This is a genomic window from Pseudomonas sp. GOM6, from assembly GCF_029537485.1.
Taxonomy (GTDB): Bacteria; Pseudomonadota; Gammaproteobacteria; order Pseudomonadales; family Pseudomonadaceae; genus Aquipseudomonas.
In genome coordinates, this window is the sequence record NZ_JARPUS010000018.1 from 21,604 (window position 1) to 44,235 (window position 22,632).

At 64.5% G+C, this 22,632-nt stretch carries 24 protein-coding genes; 13 read left to right on the forward strand and 11 right to left on the reverse strand.

Features of this window, described 5'->3' with window-relative positions; all coding sequences use genetic code 11:
- Positions 1-96 precede the first annotated feature (96 nt).
- From pbpG to hemF, 4 genes are all read right to left on the reverse strand, one after another.
- The gene (pbpG, locus tag P7A97_RS17810; RefSeq protein WP_277691516.1) at positions 97-993 is read right to left on the reverse strand and encodes a D-alanyl-D-alanine endopeptidase; all 897 of its coding nucleotides are present in this window, start codon (positions 991-993) and stop codon (positions 97-99) included.
- An 86-nt stretch (positions 994-1,079) separates the two neighbouring features.
- Positions 1,080-1,946 (reverse strand): carboxylate/amino acid/amine transporter, encoded by an 867-nt coding sequence (locus tag P7A97_RS17815; protein WP_277691458.1) that lies wholly within the window; start codon positions 1,944-1,946, stop codon positions 1,080-1,082.
- A 1-nt stretch (position 1,947) separates the two neighbouring features.
- On the reverse strand, positions 1,948-2,769 hold the full coding sequence (gene aroE, locus P7A97_RS17820) for a shikimate dehydrogenase (protein WP_277691459.1): 822 nt from the start codon (positions 2,767-2,769) through the stop codon (positions 1,948-1,950).
- Entirely contained in the window at positions 2,766-3,686 is a 921-nt protein-coding gene (gene hemF / locus P7A97_RS17825; RefSeq protein WP_277691460.1) for an oxygen-dependent coproporphyrinogen oxidase, read from the reverse strand. The genes aroE and hemF overlap by 4 nt, the downstream gene beginning before the upstream one ends.
- A gap of 117 nt (positions 3,687-3,803) precedes the next feature.
- Here hemF and P7A97_RS17830 point away from each other — a divergent pair, with 117 nt between their 5' ends.
- A complete protein-coding gene (locus P7A97_RS17830) occupies positions 3,804-4,781 on the forward strand; it encodes an NADPH:quinone reductase (RefSeq protein ID WP_277691461.1) in 978 nt (325 codons plus the stop codon).
- Positions 4,782-4,864: 83 nt separating this feature from the next.
- Here the strand turns inward: P7A97_RS17830 and P7A97_RS17835 are convergent, their stop codons facing one another.
- The 3 genes from P7A97_RS17835 to P7A97_RS17845 form a co-directional block, all read right to left on the reverse strand.
- Positions 4,865-5,422, reverse strand: coding sequence for a Sua5/YciO/YrdC/YwlC family protein (locus P7A97_RS17835; RefSeq protein WP_277691462.1), 558 nt, complete (start codon positions 5,420-5,422; stop codon positions 4,865-4,867).
- Positions 5,423-5,464: 42 nt separating this feature from the next.
- Complete coding sequence (dprA, locus tag P7A97_RS17840) at positions 5,465-6,556, reverse strand: DNA-processing protein DprA (RefSeq protein ID WP_277691463.1); 1,092 nt, start codon at positions 6,554-6,556, stop codon at positions 5,465-5,467.
- A gap of 63 nt (positions 6,557-6,619) precedes the next feature.
- Positions 6,620-7,660, reverse strand: coding sequence for a LysM peptidoglycan-binding domain-containing protein (locus P7A97_RS17845; protein WP_277691464.1), 1,041 nt, complete (start codon positions 7,658-7,660; stop codon positions 6,620-6,622).
- 133 nt (positions 7,661-7,793) lie between these two features.
- On the opposite strand from P7A97_RS17845, the gene def reads away from it, so the two are divergent.
- The 5 genes from def to P7A97_RS17870 are packed head-to-tail and all read left to right on the forward strand — an operon-like array spanning position 7,794 to position 12,347.
- A complete protein-coding gene (def, locus tag P7A97_RS17850) occupies positions 7,794-8,300 on the forward strand; it encodes a peptide deformylase (protein WP_277691465.1) in 507 nt (168 codons plus the stop codon).
- Between the two features lie 56 nt (positions 8,301-8,356).
- Positions 8,357-9,289 carry a methionyl-tRNA formyltransferase gene (gene fmt, locus P7A97_RS17855; RefSeq protein ID WP_277691466.1) on the forward strand — a complete coding sequence of 311 codons (933 nt, stop codon included), beginning with the start codon at positions 8,357-8,359 and terminating at the stop codon, positions 9,287-9,289.
- Positions 9,286-10,599 carry a 16S rRNA (cytosine(967)-C(5))-methyltransferase RsmB gene (gene rsmB / locus P7A97_RS17860; protein ID WP_277691467.1) on the forward strand — a complete coding sequence of 438 codons (1,314 nt, stop codon included), beginning with the start codon at positions 9,286-9,288 and terminating at the stop codon, positions 10,597-10,599. The genes fmt and rsmB overlap by 4 nt, the downstream gene beginning before the upstream one ends.
- 12 nt (positions 10,600-10,611) lie before the next feature.
- Positions 10,612-11,985, forward strand: coding sequence for a Trk system potassium transporter TrkA (trkA, locus tag P7A97_RS17865; RefSeq protein WP_277691468.1), 1,374 nt, complete (start codon positions 10,612-10,614; stop codon positions 11,983-11,985).
- Positions 11,986-12,005: 20 nt separating this feature from the next.
- Entirely contained in the window at positions 12,006-12,347 is a 342-nt protein-coding gene (locus P7A97_RS17870; RefSeq protein ID WP_277691470.1) for a tetratricopeptide repeat protein, read from the forward strand.
- Here the strand turns inward: P7A97_RS17870 and P7A97_RS17875 are convergent, their stop codons facing one another.
- From P7A97_RS17875 to P7A97_RS17885, 3 genes are all read right to left on the reverse strand, one after another.
- Positions 12,348-12,614 (reverse strand): PilZ domain-containing protein, encoded by a 267-nt coding sequence (locus tag P7A97_RS17875; RefSeq protein ID WP_277691471.1) that lies wholly within the window; start codon positions 12,612-12,614, stop codon positions 12,348-12,350.
- 57 nt (positions 12,615-12,671) lie between these two features.
- Complete coding sequence (locus tag P7A97_RS17880) at positions 12,672-13,559, reverse strand: lysophospholipid acyltransferase (protein ID WP_277691472.1); 888 nt, start codon at positions 13,557-13,559, stop codon at positions 12,672-12,674.
- 78 nt (positions 13,560-13,637) lie between these two features.
- Entirely contained in the window at positions 13,638-14,186 is a 549-nt protein-coding gene (locus P7A97_RS17885) for a DNA-3-methyladenine glycosylase I (protein WP_277691473.1), read from the reverse strand.
- Positions 14,187-14,352: 166 nt separating this feature from the next.
- Between P7A97_RS17885 and glyQ the strand changes: the two genes are divergently transcribed.
- From glyQ to P7A97_RS17920, 7 genes are all read left to right on the forward strand, one after another.
- Complete coding sequence (gene glyQ / locus P7A97_RS17890; protein ID WP_277691474.1) at positions 14,353-15,300, forward strand: glycine--tRNA ligase subunit alpha; 948 nt, start codon at positions 14,353-14,355, stop codon at positions 15,298-15,300.
- The gene (gene glyS, locus P7A97_RS17895; protein WP_277691475.1) at positions 15,300-17,354 is read left to right on the forward strand and encodes a glycine--tRNA ligase subunit beta; all 2,055 of its coding nucleotides are present in this window, start codon (positions 15,300-15,302) and stop codon (positions 17,352-17,354) included. The genes glyQ and glyS overlap by 1 nt, the downstream gene beginning before the upstream one ends.
- A gap of 46 nt (positions 17,355-17,400) precedes the next feature.
- Positions 17,401-17,931, forward strand: coding sequence for a D-glycero-beta-D-manno-heptose 1,7-bisphosphate 7-phosphatase (gene gmhB, locus P7A97_RS17900; RefSeq protein ID WP_277691476.1), 531 nt, complete (start codon positions 17,401-17,403; stop codon positions 17,929-17,931).
- A 14-nt stretch (positions 17,932-17,945) separates the two neighbouring features.
- A complete protein-coding gene (locus P7A97_RS17905; protein WP_277691477.1) occupies positions 17,946-18,719 on the forward strand; it encodes a lysophospholipid acyltransferase family protein in 774 nt (257 codons plus the stop codon).
- Positions 18,720-18,924: 205 nt separating this feature from the next.
- Positions 18,925-19,530: a CDP-alcohol phosphatidyltransferase family protein gene (locus P7A97_RS17910; RefSeq protein ID WP_277691478.1), complete on the forward strand. Its 606-nt coding sequence runs from the start codon at positions 18,925-18,927 to the stop codon at positions 19,528-19,530.
- A 213-nt stretch (positions 19,531-19,743) separates the two neighbouring features.
- Entirely contained in the window at positions 19,744-20,367 is a 624-nt protein-coding gene (locus tag P7A97_RS17915; RefSeq protein ID WP_277691479.1) for a lysophospholipid acyltransferase family protein, read from the forward strand.
- Between the two features lies 1 nt (position 20,368).
- Positions 20,369-21,301: a phosphatidate cytidylyltransferase gene (locus tag P7A97_RS17920; protein WP_277691480.1), complete on the forward strand. Its 933-nt coding sequence runs from the start codon at positions 20,369-20,371 to the stop codon at positions 21,299-21,301.
- A gap of 317 nt (positions 21,302-21,618) precedes the next feature.
- Here P7A97_RS17920 and P7A97_RS17925 read toward each other — a convergent pair whose 3' ends face one another.
- Positions 21,619-22,455 (reverse strand): bifunctional allantoicase/(S)-ureidoglycine aminohydrolase, encoded by an 837-nt coding sequence (locus P7A97_RS17925; protein ID WP_277691481.1) that lies wholly within the window; start codon positions 22,453-22,455, stop codon positions 21,619-21,621.
- Between the last annotated feature and the right edge of the window lie 177 nt (positions 22,456-22,632).

The following is a 22,632-nucleotide window of genomic DNA, read 5'->3' on the forward strand; positions in this document are numbered from 1 at the left end:
GCGAGGCACCAGACACCTCTGCACAGCACTGTCCCCGACAGGACAGTGAGCACAAAAAAGCCCAGCTTCGTGCTGGGCTTTTTCTGTCTGCCGACCTTACTGCGCGGCTTGCATGGTACGTGCGCGCTCAGCCTGCTTCTGCTTCTTGTAGGCCAGCGCCGCCGGCGCCACCTGGCTCACCTGGCCGGTTTCCAGCCACTTCTTCAGGCGATTGGCGTCGGCCATGTGGGTGTACTTGCCGAAGGCATCCAGTACCACGAAGGCCACCGGCTTGCCGGCCATCTGCGTACGCATCACCAGGCAGTGGCCGGCGGCGTTGGTGAAGCCGGTCTTGGTCAGCTGGATGCTCCAGTTGGCCTTGTGCACCAGGCTGTTGGTGTTGCGAAAGCCCAGGCTGTAGCGCGGCTTGGCGAACTGCTGGACGTGCTCGCGGGTGCTGCTGAACTGGCCGATCAGCGGAAACTGGCCGGCGGCCTTGATCAGCTTGACCAGGTCGTTGGCGGTGGACACGTTGCCCTCCGACAGGCCGGTGGGCTCACGGTAGCGGGTGTGGTTCATGCCCAGGGCGCGGGCCTTGGCGTTCATCGCCGCGACAAAGGCCGGCACGCCGCCCGGGTAGTGGTGGGCCAGGCTGGCGGCGGCGCGGTTTTCCGAGCTCATCAGGGTCAGCAGCAGCATGTCGCGGCGGCTCAGTTGGCTGCCGATGCGTACGCGCGAATACACACCACGCATCTCGTGGACGTCCTTGATGACGATGGGCAGCTGCTGATCCAGCGGCTGCTTGGCGTCCAACACCACCATGGCGGTCATCAGCTTGGTCACCGAAGCGATCGGCACCTGCAGGTCGGGGTTGCTGGAGTAGAGGACCTGGTTGTTGTTGAGGTCGACCAGCAGGGCGCTGCCGGAGGCAAGTTCCTGGGTCTGTGGCGCCGCCTGGGTGACGGGGGCGGTGAGGGTCAGGCAGGCCAGCAACAGGCCGGCGAAGGAAAGCATTTTTTTCACGGTCGGGATCCGCACGGTCGAGTGATGCCTGGCGATCCCTGCTGGCGAATGGCGTGAGTATAAGTGTGCGCTGCGCCTCAGGCGAGCGCGGGCGCGCTGCGGCGGCCCAGGCGCAACAGGCCCATGGCCAGGAGGATGACTGCGCCGCCAGCGGCCAGGCGCGGCAGATCGAAGTCGCGGTTCCAGATCAGCAGGTTGACCAGTAGCCCGGCCGGCACGTGCAGCTCGTTCATGATCGCCAGGGTGCCGGCGTCCACCTGGGTGCTGCCCTTGACCCACCAGTACAGCCCCAGCGCGGTGGCGAACAGGCCCATCCAGGCCAGCACGCCCCATTGCACCGCAGTCTGCGGCAGCTTGTCCGGATTGCCGAACAGCAGGAAGGAGGGCAACACCAGCACCAGCGCGCCGAGGAAGAAGTGGCCGAAGAAACGATGCAGCGGTTGCGCCGGCCGGTAGTGCAACAACAGCCGGCGACAGAGCACCTGGCCGGCGGCGAAGGTCGCGTTGGCAATCTGCAGCAGCATGAAGCCGAGCAGGTAGTCACCTTCCAGCTTGTCGAAGCGGATGATCACCCCGCCGCCCACCGCCACCAGCGCGGCAAGCAGCGCCCAGGGGCTGAAGCGGCGGGCCAGAGCATCGTCGAGCAGGGTCACGTAGATCGGCGTGAGCACGGTGAACAGCAGCACCTCGGGCACCGTCAGCACCTGGAAGCTGCGGTACAGACACAGGTAGGTGATGCCGAACTGCAGCGCCCCGGCCAGCCAGAAGCCGGCCAGCATCCGTCTCGGCAGGCCGCGCCAGAGGGTGAGGGGGAGGAACACCAGCGCGGCAATCAGTACCCGCACCAGCACGGCGAAGTCGCTGTCGACCCGCCCGGCCAGGTACTCACCGATCAGGCTGAAGGAAAAGGCCCAGAGGGCCGTGACGATCAGCAGGTAGGGCATGTCAGCTCAGCTGGCGACGCAGCTCGGCCAGCACCGGCGCGCTGTCCGGGCGCACGCCACGCCAGACGAAGAAGGCTTCGGCAGCCTGCTCGACCAGCATGCCCAAGCCGTCGAGGCGGCGCGCCGCGCCATGCTCGGTGGCCCAGCGGTTGAACGCAGTCGGCGCCTTGCCGTACATCATGTCGTAGCACACCGTGTGGCCGGGCCGGATCAGGCTCGGGTCGAGCGGTGGCAGTTCACCGGCCAGCGAGGCCGAGGTGCCGTTGATGATCAGGTCGACCGGCGCGCTGATCCAGTCGAAGCCACTGGCGGCTACCGGGCCGAGGTCGGCGAACTCATGCGCCAGCTGTTCGGCCTTCTCCACCGTACGATTGGCGATGGTCAGGCTCTGTGGTCGTTCGGCCAGCAGCGGCGCCAGCACGCCGCGCACGGCACCACCGGCACCGAGCAGGAGGATGTGTTTGCCCGCCAGGTCGAGCCCGGCATTCACCGTCAGGTCACGCACCAGGCCGGCACCGTCGGTGTTGTCGCCGAGCAGGCGTCCATCATCGAGCTTCTTCAGGGTGTTCACCGCGCCGGCGCGGCGGGCGCGCTCGCTCAACTCGTCGGCCAGGCGATAGGCCTGCTCCTTGAACGGCACGGTGACGTTGCCGCCGCGGCCCTCGGCGAAGAAGGCGCGGGCAAAGCCGGGGAAGTCGTCCAGCGGCGCCAGCAGGGCCTCGTAGGACAGGTCCTGGCCGGTCTGCGCGGCGAACAGGCGGTGGATCAGCGGCGACTTGCTGTGGCCGATGGGGTTGCCGAATACGCCGTAACGATCAGTCACTTCGCGGCCTCGCCAAGCCAGTCGCGATCCTGCAGGAAGTACTCGGTCAGGCGCGCTTCCTCGCTGCCCGGTTCGGGCTTCCAGTCGTAGCCCCAGCGCACGTGCGGCGGCAGCGACATGAGAATGGATTCGGTGCGCCCGCCGGACTGCAGACCGAACAGGGTGCCACGGTCGAACACCAGGTTGAACTCGACGTAGCGGCCACGGCGGAAGGCCTGGAACTCGCGCTGCGCCTCGGTGAACGGCGTGGCCTTGCGCCGCTGCACGATGGGCAGGTACGCCTGGATATAGGCATCGCCGATGGCGCGCAGGAAAGCAAAGCTGGTGTCGAAGTCCCACTCATTCAGGTCGTCGAAGAACAGCCCGCCGATGCCACGCGGCTCGCCGCGGTGCTTGAGGTGGAAGTAGCGATCACACCAGGCCTTGAACTTCGGGTAGACCTCGGCACCGAACGGCGCACAGGCATCGAAGGCGACCTGGTGCCAGTGCACGCAGTCTTCCTCGTTGGCGTAGTAGGGGGTGAGGTCGAAACCGCCGCCGAACCACCATACGGGGTCCTCGCCGGCCTTCTCGGCGCTGAAGAAACGTACGTTGGCGTGCGAAGTGGGTACGTGCGGGTTTTCCGGGTGGATCACCAGCGACACACCCATGGCCTCGAAACCGCGCCCGGCCAGCTCGGGCCTATGGGCACTGGCCGACGGCGGCAGGCTGTCGCCGAACACATGGGAGAAGTTGACCCCGCCCTTCTCGATCAGCGCGCCGTTCTCGATCACCCGGGTGCGGCCACCACCGCCGGCGGGGCGCTCCCAGCTGTCTTCGAAGAAGCGGGCGCCGCCGTCCTCGGCTTCGAGGGCGGCACAGATGCGATCCTGCAGATCGAGCAGGTAGGCCTTCACGGCCTGGGTACGTTCACTCACGGCATGGGTCCGGGCTGGGCAGAAGAGGGCGCAAGCATACCATCGTCGCATCCGCTGCTGGCTTGACGGCGGTCAGTCCACGGCGTTGTATGGGCGTTTTGCCGAGGAGCACGAGACATGGCCAAGCGAATCCAGATCAGCCAGCACGGCGGACCGGAAGTGCTCGAATACACCGACTTCACGCCCGCCGAGCCGGGCCCGCAGGAAGTGCGGGTACGCAACCGCGCCATCGGCCTGAACTTCATCGACACCTACTACCGCAGCGGCCTGTACCAGCCGCCGGCACTGCCGTCCGGCCTGGGCACCGAGGCCGCCGGCGAGGTCGAGGCGGTGGGCAGTGCGGTGAGCCATCTCAAGGTCGGCGACCGCGTGGCCTACGCCACCGGCCCGCTGGGCGCCTGCAGCGAAGTGCATGTGTTGCCGGCGCAACACCTGGTCAAGCTGCCGGACGCGATCAGCTTCGAGCAGGCCGCGGCGATGATGCTCAAGGGCCTCACCGTGCAGTACCTGCTGCGCCAGACTTACGAGGTTAAAGCCGGGCAGACCATTCTCTGGCATGCCGCCGCCGGTGGCGTCGGCCTGTTCGCCTGCCAGTGGGCCAAGGCCCTCGGCGTAAAGCTGATCGGCACCGTGTCGTCGCCGGAAAAAGCCGCGCTGGCCAAGGCCAATGGCGCCTGGGCGACCATCGACTACAGCCACGAAGATGTGGTGCAGCGCGTGCTGGAGCTGACCGACGGGGCCAAGTGCCCGGTGGTCTATGACTCGGTGGGCAAGGACACCTGGGAGCGCTCGCTGGACTGCGTGGCGCCGCGTGGCCTGTTGGTCAGCTTCGGTAACGCCTCGGGGGCAGTCACCGGGGTCAACCTCGGCATCCTGGCGCAGAAGGGCGCGATCTATGTGACCCGGCCCACCCTGTTCGCCTACGCCAACAGCGCCGAGAGGCTACAGGCCATGGCCGACGAGCTGTTCGCGCTGGTCGAGAGCGGTCAGATCAAGGTCGAGATCGGTCAGCGCTACCCGCTGGCCGAAGCCGCCCAGGCGCAGATCGCCCTGGCCAGCCGGCAGACCACCGGTTCGACCATTCTGTTGCCGTAGGTTGGGTTGAGGCGCGTAACGCCGAAGCCCAACGAGCGAACCCAAAGGCGGCTATTTCGCCAATTCGCTCGCCTGTTGGGAACCTACGACGGGCGAATCACATCGCCCGTGCGCAGGTCGCGGATCAGGCTGGGGTTGCGTCGCCCACCCAGAGCACCGCCGAGCACGGCGTCGAGTTGCCCCCGGAAGTACTGCTCGACACGCAGGCGCGAGCGCGCGGAAGGGCGGCCCGCCGGGTTGGCCGAGGTGGACACCAGCGGCCCGGTGAGGGCACACAGCTCGCGCACCAGCGGGTGATCGCTGACGCGCAGGGCCACGCTGTCGTGCATGCCGGTGATCCACTCGGGCAGACGGTTCTGGTGTGGCACCAACCAGGTATTGGGCCCGGGCCAGGTGCTGGCCAGGCGGCCGATCCAGCGCTCGGGCAGGTCGTCGAGGAGAAAATCGAACTGCTCGATATTGTCGGCCACCAGAATCAGCCCCTTGTGCATGGGCCGCTCCTTGAGCGCCAGCAGACGATCCACCGCGGCCTCGTTCCAGGGATCGCAGCCCAGGCCCCAGACTGCCTCGGTCGGATAGGCGATCACCCCGCCCTGACGCACCACCCGTGCTACCCGCTGTACCTGCCAACTGCTGTACATGCTCGCCCCCCGAACGCGATGCCTGGGGCGAGTGTACCCAGCTCAACCAACGCGGTGTACCCAGCGCCCGCTTTCACAGGCAACCAGGCCCTCCAGCTCCAGCTCGGTCAGTGCTGCCAGCGTCGCGCCGAGCTCCAGGCCACAGGCCTGGGCCAGGCTCTCACTGGTCTGCGGGGCTGCACGAAGCTGCTGCAGCAACGGATGGTCGTTGCTCGGCACACTGACGGTACTCGGCGGCACCTGTTGCCAGCCGCGCAGGGCCTGCAGGATGTCGTCGACGCTTTCCACCAGCGTGGCACCTTCACGAATGAGCTGATGACAGCCACGCGCGCCGGGATGATGAATGGAGCCGGGGATGGCATACACCTCGCGGCCCTGCTCGACCGCCAGGCGGGCGGTGATCAGCGAACCACTGGACGGGCTGGCCTCGACGACCAGTACGCCGAGTGACAGGCCACTGATGATGCGGTTGCGCCGCGGAAAGTTGCTGGCCTGCGGGGGACTGTCCAGCGGCAGCTCGGAGACCAGTGCGCCACCCTGTTCAACGATGCGAGCCGCCAGCGCGAGGTGCCGCTGCGGATAGATATGCTGCAACCCCGTTCCCAGCACAGCCACAGTGCCACCGCCAGCTGCCAACGCACCGCTGTGGGCTGCTCCGTCGATACCCAGCGCCAGGCCACTGGTAATCACGAAACCGCCACCGGCCAGGCTGCGGGCAAAGGCGTTGGCCGTATCCAGCCCAGGCCTCGACGCCCGCCGGCTGCCCACCATGGCCAATTGCGGGCGTTCGAGCAGATTGACATCACCCGCCACGAACAACAGCGGCGGGGCATCGTTCAGCTCAGCCAGCAGCCCAGGGTAAAGCGGGTCGTCCCACATCAGCACGGATTGGTCAGGCTGCTCCAGCCAGCCCAGTGCCGAGGCGGCACGTTCACGCACCTCGGCGTTGCGCCGTGCTTCGGCACAGGCCACCGGAAGCCCCAGTGAACGCCAGGCGGCAGCCGGGGCGCTGATGGCGGAACAGGCCGAACCAAAGGCCTCGAGCAAACGCCGAAAGCGCTTCGGCCCTAGTTCGGGCAGGCTGTGCAGGCGCAGACGCGCCTCCAGTTCCGCAGGAGAAATGCAGCTCGTCATGTCGATCGTCCCTGATCGTCAACGCAGAAAAACAAACCCCCGCACGGGGCGGGGGTTTGGCTATTACGGGTTCTTCACCTTGTCCATCAAGGCCAGGTCGCGAGTGGCGTAGAGCACCAGACCATAGCTGAGCTTCTCGTAGGCGCGGAACACCATCAGCAGACCAGAGCGCTGGTCGGGGATCTTCACCGAGTCGCCGGTGACACGATCACGCACGGTCTCGCCAGTCTTGTAGACAGCCAGCACGTTGCCCTCGGACAGGCCATCGATCTTGCCCTTGTTGATGGTCACCACGTCGAACTGACCGATGCGATTCACACCACGCGGCACGTCGAGGATGACGCCATCAACATCGGTCGCCGGCTCGCTCGGCATGAACGTGGAGTTGACGGCGCGTTCTTCGGTGGGGAACAGACGGTCACCCGGACGCACTTCCTGGGTGGTGCGGGTGAGGTGCAGGGTCGCGATATCACCTTCTTCGGCCACCAGCTCACCGCTGCCGATGTCGTCGGCATTGATACCGAGGAGTTCCTTGGTCTCAGGGTCGGTGTAAGTCTTGCCCTGACGGAAAATGCCGTAGACGGCCTGGGCGTCATCGAATGCGCCACGGGCGAAGATCCGGCTGCCCGCGCCACTGATGACACTTTCCTGGTCACCGGCGACGACGTAGGGCTTATCCAGGAAGTCCTCCGCCGTATCGACAATCCGGTTGCTCAGCAGGAAGCTGTTGATGGCCTCCAGGGGAATGGTCGGAATGGCTTCGGCCATCGGCGTGCTGCGTACTTGCGGCGAGAGTTTGATGGTGCCACGCGAAGCACCGCGGTTGAGCATCAGGCGCGGCTGGCCATCGATGTACACCAGGCTCAGGGTATCGCCCGGGTAGATCAGATGAGGATTCTCGATCTGCGGGTTGGCGTGCCACAGTTCCGGCCACTTCCAGGGTTGGCTGAGGAACTTGCCGGAGATGTCCCAAAGGGTATCGCCCTTGACGACCGTGTAGCGCTCCGGGTGACCTTGCTTGAGCTGAACGTCTGCCAGGGCAGTGCCGGACAGGCTCAGGCCGCCAGCGGCGACCAGCAGCAGGGCGAGTAGTGATTTCCTCATGCGGTGAATCCCTTTATTATGTGGCCAGCGCCTGTATGCCGCAGAAGTAGCGGCTTTCGAGCCGTTTTTCAAAGCTGCTCATCATCTTAGCAGCGGTTTTTTACTTTATTCCACAAGTGCATCACAAACAGCCATGGCGATTCTAAACATCCTCGAATTCCCCGATCCGCGTCTGCGGACGATCGCCAAACCGGTGACCGTTTTTGACGAGGCACTCTCGAAGCTGATCGACGACATGTTCGAGACCATGTACGCCGCGCCAGGCATCGGCCTGGCGGCGACCCAGGTCAACGTGCATAAGCGTGTAGTGGTCATGGATCTGTCCGAAGATCAGTCCGAGCCGCGGGTGTTCATCAACCCTGAGTTCGAGTCGCTGACCGAGCAGATGGATCAGTACCAGGAAGGCTGCCTGTCGGTACCCGGCTTCTATGAAAATGTAGACCGTCCACAAAAGGTGCGAATCAAGGCCCAGGAGCGCGACGGTAAACCCTATGAGCTGATCGCCGAGGGTCTGCTCGCCGTGTGCATCCAGCACGAGTGCGATCACCTCAATGGCAAGCTCTTCGTCGACTACCTGTCCAGCCTCAAACGCGACCGGATCAAGAAGAAGCTGGAAAAGCAGCACCGCCAGCAAGCTTGACCCCGATCTTCCAAAGGCTTGCTCCGGCAAGCCTTTTTGTTTGCAGTGAGAAAACCATGCGTATCGTCTTTGCCGGCACCCCGGAATTCGCCGCCCAGCACCTGCAGGCCCTGCTTGATGCCGGCCGTCAGGTGGTAGCTGTTTACACCCAGCCCGACCGTCCAGCCGGGCGCGGGCAAAAGCTGATGCCCAGCCCGGTCAAGCAGCTGGCATTGCTGCATGGCTTGCCGGTGTATCAGCCGCAGACCCTGCGCGATCCTGCAGCGCAGAGCGAACTGGCCGCCCTGCAACCCGATTTGATGGTGGTGGTGGCCTACGGCCTGATCCTGCCTCAGGTGGTGCTCGATACCCCGCGCCTGGGCTGCATCAACAGCCATGCCTCGCTGCTGCCGCGCTGGCGCGGCGCGGCACCGATCCAGCGCGCGATCGAAGCGGGTGACGCCAGCAGCGGCGTCACAGTGATGCAGATGGAAGCTGGCCTGGATACCGGGCCGATGCTGCTCAAGGTCAGCACCTCCATCAGCGCCGAGGATACCGGCGGCAGCCTGCATGACCGCCTCGCCACGCTGGGTTCAGCCGCCGTGGTGGAAGCCGTGGCCAAGCTGGCTGCCGGCGAGCTGCAAGGCGAGGTGCAGGACGACAGCCTGGCCACCTACGCGCACAAGCTGAACAAGGATGAGGCACGCCTGGACTGGAGCCGCCCGGCCGTCGAGCTGGAGCGCCTGATCCGCGCCTTCAATCCCTGGCCGATCTGCCACAGCACGCTAAATGGCGAAGCGCTGAAAATCCACGCCGCCCAACTCGGCGAAGGCAGCGGCCAGCCTGGCAGTATTCTCGCCGCCGACAAGAGCGGCCTGACCGTGGCCTGTGGCCAGGGCTCGCTGCGCCTGACCCGCCTGCAGCTTCCCGGCGGCAAGCCGCTGAGCTTCACCGACCTGTACAACAGCCGCCGCGAACAGTTCGCCCCCGGCCTGGTGCTCGGTCAATGAACCCACGCCTGGCCGCCGCCCGTGCCCTCGCTGCCGTTCTCAACGGCAAGGCCTCGCTGGGCAGCAGCCTGCCGCCGCTGCTGGACAAGGTAGAACCACGCGACCGCGGCCTGGCCCAGGATCTGGCGTTCGGCACCGCGCGCTGGCAGCCGCGCCTGCAACTGCTTGCCGACAAGCTGCTGCAGAAGCCGTTCAAGGCCGCCGACCGCGACGTCGAGGCGCTGCTGCTGATCGGCCTGTACCAGCTGCTGCACACGCGCATCCCCGCCCACGCCGCGATTGGCGAGACGGTCGCCTGCGTCGACAAGCTGAAGAAGAGTTCGCTCAAGGGCCTGCTCAATGCCGTGCTACGCAATGCCCAGCGTGAGCATGCAGACATCTTCGCCGAGCTGGAGCGTGATCCAGTGCTGCATACCGCCCACCCGCGCTGGCTGCAAAAACGCCTGAAGGCCGACTGGCCGGAGCACTGGCAAGCCATCTGCGCAGCCAACAACGAACATCCGCCACTGCTGCTGCGGGTCAACCGCCGTCATGGCAGCCGCGATGACTATCTCGCCGAACTGCGCAGCGCCGGCATCGAAGCCGAAGCCTGCAACTACAGCCGTGACGGTATACGCCTGCTCGCACCCTGCGATGTAAAGACCCTGCCCGGCTTCGCCGCAGGCCGCGTCAGCGTGCAGGACGAGGCGGCCCAGCTGGCCGCCGACCTGCTCGACCTGGCGCCCGGTCAGCGTGTGCTGGACGCCTGTGCCGCGCCGGGCGGCAAGACCTGTCACCTGCTGGAGGCGCAACCCGACCTCGCCGAAGTGATCGCCCTCGACCTGGAACCCGGGCGCTTGGCCCGCGTACAGGAAAACCTTGACCGCCTGCAGCTCAAAGCCACCCTGATCGCCGCCGACGGCCGTGCGACCAAGGTCTGGTGGGATGGCAAGCCGTTCCAGCGCATCCTGCTCGATGCGCCGTGCTCGGCCACCGGCGTGATCCGTCGCCACCCGGATATCAAGCTGACCCGCCAGGCCGACGACATCAGCGCCTTGGCCCAGCTGCAGGGCGAACTGCTGGACGCCCTATGGCCAACCCTGGAGGTTGGCGGTGTGCTGCTCTACGCCACCTGCTCGGTGCTGCCGCAGGAGAACTCGGACAACATCGCCGCCTTCCTCGCCCGCACACCGGGCGCACGTGAACTGGATATCGCCGGCCCCTTCGGCCTGAAACCGGCCCATGGCCGCCAATTGTTGCCGCAGGTAGACGGCCACGACGGCTTCTACTATGCCAAGCTGATAAAGATCGCCGCGACTCCTCGCGGCTGAGGAAGGAACCCGATGAAGATCATCATTCTCGGCGCCGGCCAGGTCGGCGGAACCCTGGCCGAACACCTCGCCGGCGAGGCCAACGACATCACCGTGGTCGACACCGACGGCGACCGCCTGCGTGACCTAGGCGACCGCCTGGATATCCGCACCGTGGTCGGCCGCGGCTCGTTCCCCACCGTACTGCGCCAGGCCGGTGCCGACGACGCCGACATGCTGGTGGCGGTGACCAACAGCGACGAAGTCAACATGATCGCCTGCCAGGTCGCCTACACCCTGTTCCACACGCCGACCAAGATCGCCCGCGTGCGCGAGGCGGCCTACCTGACCCGCACCGGCCTGTTCGACAATGAAGCGATTCCGGTCGACGTGCTGATCAGCCCGGAACAGGTGGTGACCAACTACATCAAGCGCCTGATCGAAATTCCCGGCTCGCTGCAGGTGATCGACTTCGCCGAGGGCAAGGCCCAGTTGGTGGCGGTGCGTGCCTACTACGGCGGCCCGCTGGTCGGCCAGCAACTCAAGCAGCTGCGCGAACACATGCCCAATGTCGACACCCGGGTCGCGGCGATCTTCCGCCGCAACCGACCGATCATGCCCAAGGGCGACACCGTGATCGAAGCCGACGACGAAGTGTTCTTCATCGCCGCCAAAGCGCACATCCGCGCGGTAATGAGCGAGATGCGCCGCCTGGAAGACAGCTACAAACGCATTGTTATCGCCGGCGGCGGGCATATCGGCGAGCGCCTGGCCGAAGCCATCGAGAGCCGCTACCAAGTGAAGATCATCGAGATGAACCCGGCGCGCTGCCGCTACCTCTCGGAAAACCTGGAAAGCTCCGTGGTGCTGCAGGGCAGCGCCTCGGACCGCGACCTGCTGGTGGAAGAGAACATCAACGACGCCGACATCTTCCTCGCCCTGACCAACGACGACGAAGCCAACATCATGTCCTCGCTGCTGGCCAAGCGCCTGGGCGCACGCAAGGTGATGACCATCATCAACAACCCGGCCTACGTCGATCTGGTCCAGGGCGGCGACATCGACATCGCCATCAGCCCGCAGCTGGCCACCATTGGCACCCTGCTGACCCACGTGCGCCGCGGCGACATCGAGAGCGTGCACAGCCTGCGCCGCGGCGCGGCAGAAGCCATCGAGGCCATCGCCCACGGCGACGCCAAGTCGAGCAAGGTGATCGGCCGGATGATCGAGGACATCGCACTGCCGCCGGGCACCACCATCGGCGCGGTGATCCGCGACGAGGAAGTGCTGATCGCCCACGACGACACCATCATCGAGTCCGGCGACCACGTCATCCTGTTCCTGGTCGACAAGAAGTACATTCGCGACGTGGAGCGCCTGTTCCAGGTCGGTCTGACCTTCTTCTAGCGCTGCCGAGGCCTGATGCCATGACGACGCCGGACTCGCTGGAAAAACTGCTGGCCAGGGGCGTGGACAATGCTCTGCTGCGCTTCGGCCTGGGCAAGAGCTACCTGGATGCCGGCAAGCCCGAGGCCGCCGCCGAGCACCTGCAGAAATGCCTGGGCTTCGATCCCAACTATTCGGCGGCGTGGAAGCTGCTGGGCCATGCCTGCCAGCACCAGGGCATGCTCGAAGAAGCGCGCCAGGCCTGGCACAACGGCCTGGAGGTGGCGCGCAAACGCGGCGACAAACAGACGGAAAAGGAAATGACGGTGTTTTTGCGCCGCCTGGAGAAGGCGGCTGCACAGGAAGAAAGCGAAGAGCGCTAGTCAGTCGCGCTTGAAAGCCAGGGCGACTCCGCTGGGCTCGAAACGCACCACCTCCATCTGCACCACCGGGGCCTCGATCGGCAGGCCCTGTACCTGACCGCTGACCACTTCACCGATCTGCAGCAGACGCTGAGCCTCATCGACCACCACAAACACCCCGCTGTCGGAGATATCGCGGGTGGTGACCAGCATCTGGCCATGTACCGGATGATCGATGCGCAGCTGAACCTTGAGCGTCGTACGCACGTGTTCGCGCTTGTTGTCCATGCCATTCCCTGATCAGTGGCGAGAGTGCTCAGACGTTAATGGCTATCGGCCTCGGCATCAATACCACTTCTGCTCGCCATCCGGCCGCTTCTTGAAGCGTTTCATGCTCCACATGTACTGGCTGGGATAGGTGCGCACGTAGCGGGACACCACTTCGCTCATCGCTGCCACGCCTTCTTCGACGTTGTCGCTGTACATGCCTTCGGGCGCCGCTTCGAGGATCACCTTGTAGCCGCTGCCATCGGCCAGGCGCAGCGCATGCAGGAACACGCCCACCGCCTTGCCGCCGGCGAGCATGCCCGGCACGAACTTGCTGGTCAGCGCCGTGGTGCCGAGAAAGGGCACGAAAACCCCACTGCTACGACTCGGCTCGGGGTCAGCGGGAATGCCAACAGCACCGCCTTTGCGCACTTCCTTGATGACGCTGAGGATGCCTTCCTTGGTCGAGGGAGCCACGCGATTGCCCATCTGCACGCGCTGCTTCTGCAGCAGCTCGTCCACCGCCTTGAGCTTGGGCGGACGGTAGAAAATGATCGGTTTGCACTGGTTGCAATAGAAGTGGTTGAGCACCTCCCAGTTGCCCAGGTGGCTGGTGATACCGACCACGCCCTTGCCGCTGGCCAGCGCCTGCTGCAGCACCTCTAGGCCTTCGACTTCGCGGATCAGCTTGAGCGACTTGTGCGCCGGCCAGATCCAGGCGCAGGCGCTTTCGGTCAGGGTCTTGCCGATGTCCTTGAGGCTCTGGCCGACCAGCTGATCCAGCTCAGCCTCGTTCAGCTCGGGAAAGCATTTGTTCAGGTTGGTACGCACGACCTCGCGCGAGCCGTTGGGCAGCTTCCACATCAGCCAGCCAATGGCATTGCCCACCGTCTGCACCGCACGCCAGGGCAGCAGGGCAAACAGACGAAGGAAACCGACCACCAGGGCGCCTTTGAGCTTTTCCACCTGGAAACTCCGAGCATGAAGGGGCGGGCATTGTAACGGCTGCCCGGACGCGCTGCAGGTAATGAGCGACGAAAGCCGTCAGCTCAACTGCGCGTGGCGATCACAATCGGTCGTGTGATCCATGACCATGCCGGTGGCCTGCATGTAGGCATAGCAGATGGTCGGGCCAACGAAGGTAAAGCCCAGCTTCTTCAGGGCCTTACTCATGGCCTCGGCCTCGGGCGTCACCGCCGGCACGTCGCCGCGACCACTGAAGTGATTGATCTTCGGCACACCACCAACGAAGGACCAGAGCAGAGCGACCGGATCCTCCAGCCTGAGCCAGGCCTGGGCGTTCTTGCGCGCCGCCTGCAGCTTGAGGCGGTTGCGGATGATGCCGGGGTCCTGCATGCGCTCTTCGATTTCCGCGTCGGTCATGCACGCCAGACGCTCGGCGTCGAAGCCGAACAGTACCTGCCGATAGCGCTCGCGCTTCTTCAGCACGGTGATCCACGACAACCCCGCCTGGGCCCCCTCCAGCAACAGCATCTCGAACAGGTGCTGCGCATCACGCGAGGGCACGCCCCATTCCTCGTCGTGATAGGCGATGTACAGCGGGTCGTCGTTGCACCAGAAGCAGCGGGTCATGGGCGTGCACCAGTCGGTGGATGGGAAGCAGAACTATAGCCAAAAAATACTGTATGCAAATACAGCCATAAAGTGCGAAACCACAGGCCAGGGCGCAGCCTCGCAGGCCGGGATGATCGGGTATACTGCCCGGCTTTATGCAAACGCCTCGACACCGGTGAAATTCGTGAGCCAGACAACGCCCGACGTGAGCACCTTCCAAGGCCTGATCCTCGCCCTGCAAAGCTATTGGGCCGAGCAAGGCTGCGTGATCCTGCAACCCTATGATATGGAGATGGGGGCCGGTACCTTCCACACCGCCACCTTCCTGCGCGCCATCGGCCCGGAGACCTGGAACGCCGCCTACGTGCAGCCCTCGCGCCGTCCGGCCGACGGCCGCTACGGCGAAAACCCCAACCGCCTGCAGCACTACTACCAGTTCCAGGTGGTCCTCAAACCGAACCCGGAGAATATCCAGGACCTGTACCTGGAGTCGCTGCGCCGCATCGGCGTCGACACCAACGTCCACGACATCCGCTTCGTCGAGGACAACTGGGAGTCGCCAACCCTCGGCGCCTGGGGTCTGGGCTGGGAAGTCTGGCTGAACGGTATGGAAGTCACCCAGTTCACCTACTTCCAGCAGGTCGGCGGCGTCGAGTGCTACCCGGTTACCGGTGAGATCACCTACGGTCTCGAGCGCCTGGCCATGTACCTGCAGGGCGTCGACTCGGTGTATGACCTGGTCTACTCCGACGGCCCGTTCGGCAAGGTCACCTACGGCGACGTGTTCCACCAGAACGAAGTGGAGCAATCCACCTTCAACTTCGAGCACGCCAACGTCGACAAACTGTTCGACCTGTTCGACTTCTACGAGTCCGAGGCCAACCGCCTGATGGAGCTGCAGCTGCCGCTGCCGGCTTATGAAATGGTGATCAAGGCCTCGCACAGCTTCAACCTGCTCGACGCCCGCCGCGCTATCTCGGTGACCGCGCGCCAGCAGTACATCCTGCGCGTGCGCACCCTGGCGCGGAACATCGCCCAGAGCTACCTGCTGGCCCGCGCCAAGCTCGGCTTCCCGATGGCCACCCCCGAACTACGTGACGAAGTGCTGGCCAAGCTCAAGGAGGCCGAATAATGAGTGCTCAGGATTTTCTGGTTGAACTGGGCACCGAAGAGCTGCCACCCAAAGCGCTGAAGAGCCTCGGCGAAGCCTTCCTCGCCGGGATCGAAAAAGGCCTGAAGAGCGCCGGCCTGGAGTATGCCAAGGCGCGCTATTACGCCGCGCCGCGCCGCCTCGCCGTACTGGTCGAACAGCTCGCCGCGCAGCAGCCGGACCGCAGCGTGCGCCTCGATGGTCCACCCGTGCAGGCCGCCTTCGACGCCGAGGGCAAGCCGACCCAGGCGGCGCTGGGCTTCGCCAAGAAGTGCGGCGTCGAGTTGAGCCAGATCGACACCAGCGGCCCGAAACTCAAGTACGAACAGAACATCGCCGGGCAGCCGGCGGTCGGCCTGCTGCCGGCGATCGTCGAAGCCTCGCTGGGTGATCTGCCGATTCCCAAGCGCATGCGCTGGGCCGCGCGCAAGGAAGAGTTCGTGCGCCCGACCCAGTGGCTGGTCATGCTCTACGGCCACCATGTCGTCGATTGCGAGATTCTTGCGCAGAAGGCCGGACGCCTGTCCCGTGGCCACCGTTTCCACGCCAATTACGACGTGGCGATCGAGAGCCCGGCACACTACGCCGAGAATCTGCGTGGCGCCTTCGTGGTCGCCGATTTTGCCGAACGCCGCACGCTGATCAGCCAGCGCGTCGCCGAACTGGCTGCCGCGGAGCAGGGCACCGCCATCGTGCCGCCGGCGCTGCTCGATGAAGTCACCGCCCTGGTCGAGTGGCCGGTGCCGCTGGTCTGCTCGTTCGAGGAGCGTTTCCTCGACGTGCCGCAGGAAGCGCTGATCACCACCATGCAGGACAACCAGAAGTACTTCTGCCTGGTCGACGCGGGCGGCAAGCTGCTGCCACGCTTCATCACCGTGGCCAACATCGAGTCCACGGACCCGGCGCAGATCGTCTCCGGTAACGAGAAAGTCGTGCGCCCGCGTCTGACCGACGCCGAGTTCTTCTTCAAGCAGGACAAGAAGCAGCCGCTGGAACAGCGGAACGAGCGCCTGGCCAACGTGGTGTTCCAGGCCCAGCTGGGTAGCGTGTTCAACAAGGCCGAGCGCGTCTCCAAACTCGCCGCCTTCATCGCCGAGCGCATCGGCGGTGATGCCAGCCGTGCAGCCCGCGCCGGCATCCTGTCCAAGTGCGACCTGGCCAGCGAGATGGTCGGCGAGTTCCCGGAGATGCAGGGCATCGCCGGCTACTACTACGCCAAGCATGATGGCGAGGCCGACGATGTGGCCCTGGCGCTGAACGAGCAGTACATGCCGCGCGGTGCCGGTGCCGAACTGCCGAGCACCCTGACCGGTGCGGCCGTGGCCGTGGCCGACAAGCTCGACACCCTGGTCGGCATCTTCGGCATCGGCATGCTGCCGACCGGCTCCAAGGACCCCTACGCGCTGCGTCGTGCGGCCCTGGGCGTGCTGCGCATCCTGATCGAGAAACAGCTGGACCTGGATCTGGTCGAAGCAGTGGGCTTCGCCATCGGCCTGTACGGCGAAAAGGTCAAGGCCGCCGGCCTGGCCCCGCAGGTGCTGGACTTCATCTTCGACCGCCTGCGTGCGCGTTATGAAGACGAAGGCGTGGATGTCGCGGTGTATCAGGCCGTACGCGCCCTCAGCCCAGCTTCACCGCTGGACTTCGACCAGCGCGTGCAGGCCGTGCAGGCCTTCCGCCAACTGCCGGAAGCCGCCGCCCTGGCCGCCGCCAACAAGCGCGTATCCAACCTGCTGAGCAAGTACGAAGGACAGATCGCCGCCAGCGCCGAAGCCCACTACTTCGACAACCCGGCGGAGTTCAGCCTGTACTCGGCCATCCAGCAGGCCAGCCAGGCCGTACAACCGATGGCGGCCGCACGTTGCTATCGCGAGTCGCTGGAGCGCCTGGCCGCCCTGCGCGAACCGGTCGATGCCTTCTTCGAGGCGGTTCTGGTCAATGCCGAGGATGCCTCGGTGCGTGCCAACCGCTACGCGTTGCTCAACCAGCTGCGCGGCCTGTTCCTCGGCGTCGCCGATATCTCGCTGCTGGGCTGATGGCCAATCGGGCGGCGCAAGGCCGCCCGGTTGCCGTGGTGATCAAATGAAGCTGCTGATTCTCGACCGCGACGGCGTCATCAATGAAGACTCCGACGCCTACATCAAGTCCCTCGACGAATGGATCCCGATCCCGGGCTCCATCGCCGCCATCGCGCGCCTGAGCCAAGCTGGGTGGACTGTGGCCGTGGCCACCAACCAGTCGGGCCTGGCGCGCGGCTACTACGATGCAGCCACGCTGGAGTCCATGCATCAGCGCCTGCGCCAGCTGGTGGCGGAGGAGGGCGGCGAGGTTGGCCTGATCGTGCATTGCCCGCATGGCCCGGACGACGGCTGCGACTGCCGCAAACCGAAGCCAGGCATGCTCAAGCAGATCGCTGCGCACTACGCCACGGAACTGACAGGTGTGTGGTTCGTCGGCGACAGCATGGGTGACCTGGAAGCCGCCCTGGCCGTCCATTGCCAACCCGTGCTGGTAAAAACCGGCAAGGGCGAACGTACGCTGGCCAAACCGTTGCCAGCGGCAACCCTGATATTCGATGATCTGGCGGCGATCGCCGATCAGCTTCTTCGCTAGAGAATACGAGCCCAATGACGACAGTGCAGGCCATCAGAACCTTCCTCTTCTACCTGCTGCTGTCATCGAGCGCCTTCTTCTGGTGCATCCTCTGCGTGTTCATCGCGCCCTTCCTGCCGTTTCGCGCCCGCTACCGCCTCGTGATCCAGGCCTGGTGCCGCTGCGCGACCTGGCTGGCCAAGGTGGTAGCCGGCATCCGCTACGAAGTACACGGCCTCGAGCATATTCCGCAGCAACCCTGCGTGATCCTGGCCAAGCACCAGAGCACCTGGGAAACCTTCTTCCTCTCCGCCTTCTTCGAGCCGCTGTCGCAGGTGGTCAAGCGCGAGCTGCTCTACGTACCCTTCTTCGGCTGGGCCATGGCCATGCTCAAGCCCATCGCCATCGACCGCAGCAACCCCAAGGCCGCACTCAAGCAGCTGGCCAAGCAGGGCGACGAGCGCATCAAGCAGGGTGCCTGGGTGCTGATCTTCCCCGAAGGCACCCGGATTCCACCGGGGCAGATCGGCAAGTTCTCCCGCGGCGGTGCAGCATTGGCAGTAAACGCCGGCCTGCCGGTGCTGCCGATCGCCCACAACGCCGGCGAGTTCTGGCCCAAGCAAGGCTGGGCCAAATACCCCGGCACTATCCAGGTCATCATCGGCCCGGTCATGCACGCCGAAGGCGAGGGCCCTCGCGCCATCGCCGAACTTAACGAACGTGCCTTCAACTGGGTCTGCCAGGCACAGCAGCAAATCAGCGGAACAGCCCCGCAAGTCAGCCGCGAAAGTGCCTCCAGCGTCGTTTGACTGTCTGTGGATAAGCTGTGCACGAAATGCCATCAAAGTGATATCAAGCCGCTTAACCTGATGATTCAAAAGGCTTAATTTACTTACCAAGCCGCACTCTTCGCAGGGCATAAGTTTTCTGCGCAATCGCGCACAGACTTCGTGGCACAGCGCACCGGCAAAGGGGCTAAGCTAGCCCGCATCATGTGAAAGGGACTTTCGCACCATGCCATCGATCTACCAGCTCAAACCCGCCTTCCAGAACCTGCTGCGCCCCACCGTGCAACGCCTTTACGAGCGCGGCGTCACCGCCAATCAGGTCACCCTCGCCGCAGCCGTTATCTCCGTATCGCTTGGCGCTCTGCTGGCGCTATTCCCCACCACCACCTGGCTATTCGCCCTGATCCCGTTGTGGATGCTGCTGCGCATGGCGCTCAACGCCATCGACGGCATGCTTGCCCGCGAATTTGGCCAGCAATCCACGCTGGGAGCCTACCTCAACGAACTGTGCGACGTGCTTGCCGACAGCGCTCTTTACCTGCCTTTTGCCATGCTGGCTGGCGTATCGCCGCTGCTGGTGGTGCTGGTCGTGGTGCTGGCGGTGATCAGCGAGTACGCCGGTGTGCTCGGCCCCATGGTTGGTGCCTCGCGACGTTATGACGGACCTATGGGTAAAAGCGATCGAGCCTTTGCCTTCGGCGTACTGGCTGCCGGGGTTGCCAGCGGCTTGCTCTCAGCGACATGGATCAACGGCCTGTTGGCGCTGATGCTGCTGTTGCTGTTGCTGACCCTGCTCAACCGCGTGCGCCAGGGCCTGAAAGAAGCGGCCTAGCGCCACTCCCCGGAATAAGGACATTCCCATGCTCCACTCAGACACTCCCAACACCGGCCAACTCAGGCACCCGCAGCTAGCCGCGGCGCTACCACAGCGCCCTGCGCTGGCTGCCCCTGCAGCCGCCTCGCGACGTGCCCAGCTACGACGGGCCTTGTTCACCATACCCACCACGCCCTGGTTTTTTCCGGCTGGATAAAAGGAGTTCTGTCCATGCTTGCCTCCATCGCCGCTTTCGCCATCACTTCGGCAGCCCGCCTGCTGACCGGCGCACGCGCCCTCTGGCTGGGCTGTACGGCCCAGCCGGTACAACGCCTGTACTATGCCAACCACAGCAGCCACGGCGATTTCGTCCTGCTCTGGGCCTCGCTGCCGCCGGAACTGCGCCGCCGCACCCGCCCGGTAGCGGGTTCCGACTACTGGATGAAGGGCGAACTGCGCCGCTTCCTCATCCGCGACGTGTTCAACGGCGTGTTGGTCGATCGTGACCGTAGCGATCCCAACGCCAATCCTCTGCAAGCCATGCTCGATGCCCTGGAGCAGGGTGACTCGCTGATCATCTTTCCCGAGGGCACCCGCAACCTCAGCGACGAGCCGCTGCTGCCGTTCAAGAGCGGCCTCTTCCACCTGGCCCAAGCCAGGACGGAGGTCGAATTGGTGCCGGTGTGGATCGCCAACCTCAACCGGGTCATGCCCAAGGGCAGGGCGCTACCGCTGCCACTGCTATGCACCCTGAGTTTCGGTGAGCCGTTGCAGCGCCAGGAAGGCGAGGACAAACACGCCTTCCTGGAACGCGCACGCAACGCCCTGCTGGCCCTGGCCCCGGAGGAAAACTGAGATGGATCACAACACACTCCTGCTGTTTGCCGGTATTGGTGCCGTACTGCTGATTGCCACGCTGATCGCCCGCATCCTGCGCCGCCGCGCCGGGGACGTACCCAACGCGGTGATCGACAACCTCAATGCGCGAATCGATGCCTGGTGGGCCATGGTGCTGGTCATCGGCATCGCCTTCCTGTTTGGCAACAACGGCGTGATCCTGCTGTTCTACTTCGTGTCGTTCTATGCCCTGCGCGAGTTCCTCACCCTGACGCCGACCCGGCGCAGCGACTATCCAGCCCTGGCGGCGGCCTTCTACTTCGCCCTGCCGATGCAGTACCTGCTGATCGCCCTGGACTGGTACGGCTTATTTGCCATTTTCATCCCGGTCTACCTGTTCCTGCTGCTACCGATCCTCGCCTCGCTGGGCGGCGATACCACACGCTTCCTCGAGCGTGCCTCGGAAGTGCAGTGGGGACTCATGATTGCGGTGTACTGCGTGTCCGCGGTGCCGGCGCTGCTGACCCTGGACATCCCCGGCTACGAGGGGCGCAACCTGCTGCTGATCGCCTGGCTGATCATCGTGGTGCAGCTGTCAGACGTGCTGCAGTACGTCTGTGGCAAGCTGGCCGGCAAACGCAAGATCGCGCCCAAGCTGTCGCCGTCGAAAACGGTGGAAGGCTTCGTCGGCGGCGTCGCCCTGGCCAGCTTGGTTGGTGCCTCGCTGTTCTGGATCACCCCGTTCAGCTTCTGGCAGGCCGCACTGATGGCGCTGATCGTCAACCTGCTGGGCTTTGCCGGCGGCCTGGTGATGTCGGCGATCAAGCGCGACCGTGGGGTGAAGGATTGGGGCCACATGATCGAAGGCCACGGCGGTATGCTCGACCGCATGGACTCGGTCTGTTTTGCGGCACCGATCTTCTTCCATTTCGTGCGCTACTGGTGGGCTTGAGCCCACCTTTGGGCAGACAACAAAAGATTGCCGGGAGCAATGTTTGACGTCGCCCGTTAAGGGCGACGGCGCGAAGGGTTTTCGCCAGAAACGGCGGAAACAAAAAACCCGCCGAGGCGGGTTCTTTATGACCTTCCGACATCCTGTCGTTTGCCATCCTGGCGCGGTCTGTCTTCCTTGACTCGGGACATCCTGTTCCCGACTTGTGTATAGGTTAGTCCCCGGTCGGAGCATGAGAAATAGCCTCACTCCCCGTGGTTGTGTAAGCCTTTCGCTATAGCTGTGATGAAAAACGGGAGCCAAGCTCCCGTTTTTCATCAGTGCGGCTGGTTCAGCGTCAGGCGCATATGGCGATTAACATCCTTGTACAGCAGATAACGGAAACGCCCCGGACCACCGGAGTAGCAGGCCTGAGGACAGAAGGCTCGCAACCACATAAAGTCGCCGGCCTCCACTTCAACCCAGTCCTGGTTCAGGCGATAGACCGCCTTGCCTTCCAGCACATACAGGCCGTGCTCCATGACGTGTGTTTCGGCGAAGGGAATCACACCGCCCGGCTCGAAATTCACGATATTGACGTGCATGTCGTGGCGCATATCGGCCATGTCGACAAAGCGGGTGGTGCTCCAGCGGCCCTCGGTATCGGGCATTACCAGCGGCTGGATATCCTGCTCGTTGGTGACGAAGGCTTCTGGCAGCGGCACACCGTCGACGCGCTGGTAGTGCTTGCGGATCCAGTGGAAGCGGGTGTGCTGGCCACTGGTGTTACGCACCTTGTAGTCGGCCCCCGGCGGGATGAAGGCATAGCCGCCCGGCTGCATATTGTGCACCTGGCCCTGCAGGGTCAGGGTCAGCCCGCCCTCGACCACGAACAGCACCGCTTCGGCATTGACGTCCTGCTCGGGCTTGTCGCTGCCACCATTGGGTGCCAGCTCGACGATGTACTGCGAGAACGTCTCGGCAAAACCGGACAGCGGGCGCGCGATGACCCACATGCGCATGTTGTCCCAGAAGGGCAGGTGGCTGGTGACGATGTCACGCATCACGCCCTTGGGAATCACCGCGTAGGCTTCGGTAAACATGGCACGGTCAGTCAACAACTCGGTCTGGGCTGGATGACCACCATGCGGGGCGTAGTAGGAAGTCTTGGACACTGAAGGTCTCCTGTTGAGAATCGGCTCCCCACCAAAAAAATCGGTAGCTGCGCAGCGGCGCTCTATGACCAGACACTGATCAAGCGCGGGGGCAATTCAAGATATCCAGTCCGTCTATCATCGACAAATTAAATGTAGGTATGCGCAGGATTCGATAAACGAATACAAAATCAGAAC

Excerpts from the sequence above, each read along its gene's own strand:
- P7A97_RS17830 (WP_277691461.1), top strand. The coding sequence starts at position 3,804 with ATGGCCAAGCGAATCCAGATCAGCCAGCACGGCGGACCGGAAGTGCTC.
- P7A97_RS17835 (WP_277691462.1), bottom strand. The coding sequence starts at position 5,422 with ATGTACAGCAGTTGGCAGGTACAGCGGGTAGCACGGGTGGTGCGTCAG.
- P7A97_RS17920 (WP_277691480.1), top strand. The coding sequence starts at position 20,369 with ATGGATCACAACACACTCCTGCTGTTTGCCGGTATTGGTGCCGTACTG.
- P7A97_RS17915 (WP_277691479.1), top strand. The coding sequence starts at position 19,744 with ATGCTTGCCTCCATCGCCGCTTTCGCCATCACTTCGGCAGCCCGCCTG.
- P7A97_RS17870 (WP_277691470.1), top strand. The coding sequence starts at position 12,006 with ATGACGACGCCGGACTCGCTGGAAAAACTGCTGGCCAGGGGCGTGGAC.
- P7A97_RS17910 (WP_277691478.1), top strand. The coding sequence starts at position 18,925 with ATGCCATCGATCTACCAGCTCAAACCCGCCTTCCAGAACCTGCTGCGC.
- P7A97_RS17875 (WP_277691471.1), bottom strand. The coding sequence starts at position 12,614 with ATGGACAACAAGCGCGAACACGTGCGTACGACGCTCAAGGTTCAGCTG.
- fmt (WP_277691466.1), top strand. The coding sequence starts at position 8,357 with ATGCGTATCGTCTTTGCCGGCACCCCGGAATTCGCCGCCCAGCACCTG.
- def (WP_277691465.1), top strand. The coding sequence starts at position 7,794 with ATGGCGATTCTAAACATCCTCGAATTCCCCGATCCGCGTCTGCGGACG.
- pbpG (WP_277691516.1), bottom strand. The coding sequence starts at position 993 with ATGCTTTCCTTCGCCGGCCTGTTGCTGGCCTGCCTGACCCTCACCGCC.
- P7A97_RS17815 (WP_277691458.1), bottom strand. The coding sequence starts at position 1,946 with ATGCCCTACCTGCTGATCGTCACGGCCCTCTGGGCCTTTTCCTTCAGC.
- trkA (WP_277691468.1), top strand. The coding sequence starts at position 10,612 with ATGAAGATCATCATTCTCGGCGCCGGCCAGGTCGGCGGAACCCTGGCC.
- dprA (WP_277691463.1), bottom strand. The coding sequence starts at position 6,556 with ATGACGAGCTGCATTTCTCCTGCGGAACTGGAGGCGCGTCTGCGCCTG.
- P7A97_RS17845 (WP_277691464.1), bottom strand. The coding sequence starts at position 7,660 with ATGAGGAAATCACTACTCGCCCTGCTGCTGGTCGCCGCTGGCGGCCTG.
- P7A97_RS17905 (WP_277691477.1), top strand. The coding sequence starts at position 17,946 with ATGACGACAGTGCAGGCCATCAGAACCTTCCTCTTCTACCTGCTGCTG.
- rsmB (WP_277691467.1), top strand. The coding sequence starts at position 9,286 with ATGAACCCACGCCTGGCCGCCGCCCGTGCCCTCGCTGCCGTTCTCAAC.
- gmhB (WP_277691476.1), top strand. The coding sequence starts at position 17,401 with ATGAAGCTGCTGATTCTCGACCGCGACGGCGTCATCAATGAAGACTCC.
- glyS (WP_277691475.1), top strand. The coding sequence starts at position 15,300 with ATGAGTGCTCAGGATTTTCTGGTTGAACTGGGCACCGAAGAGCTGCCA.
- P7A97_RS17885 (WP_277691473.1), bottom strand. The coding sequence starts at position 14,186 with ATGACCCGCTGCTTCTGGTGCAACGACGACCCGCTGTACATCGCCTAT.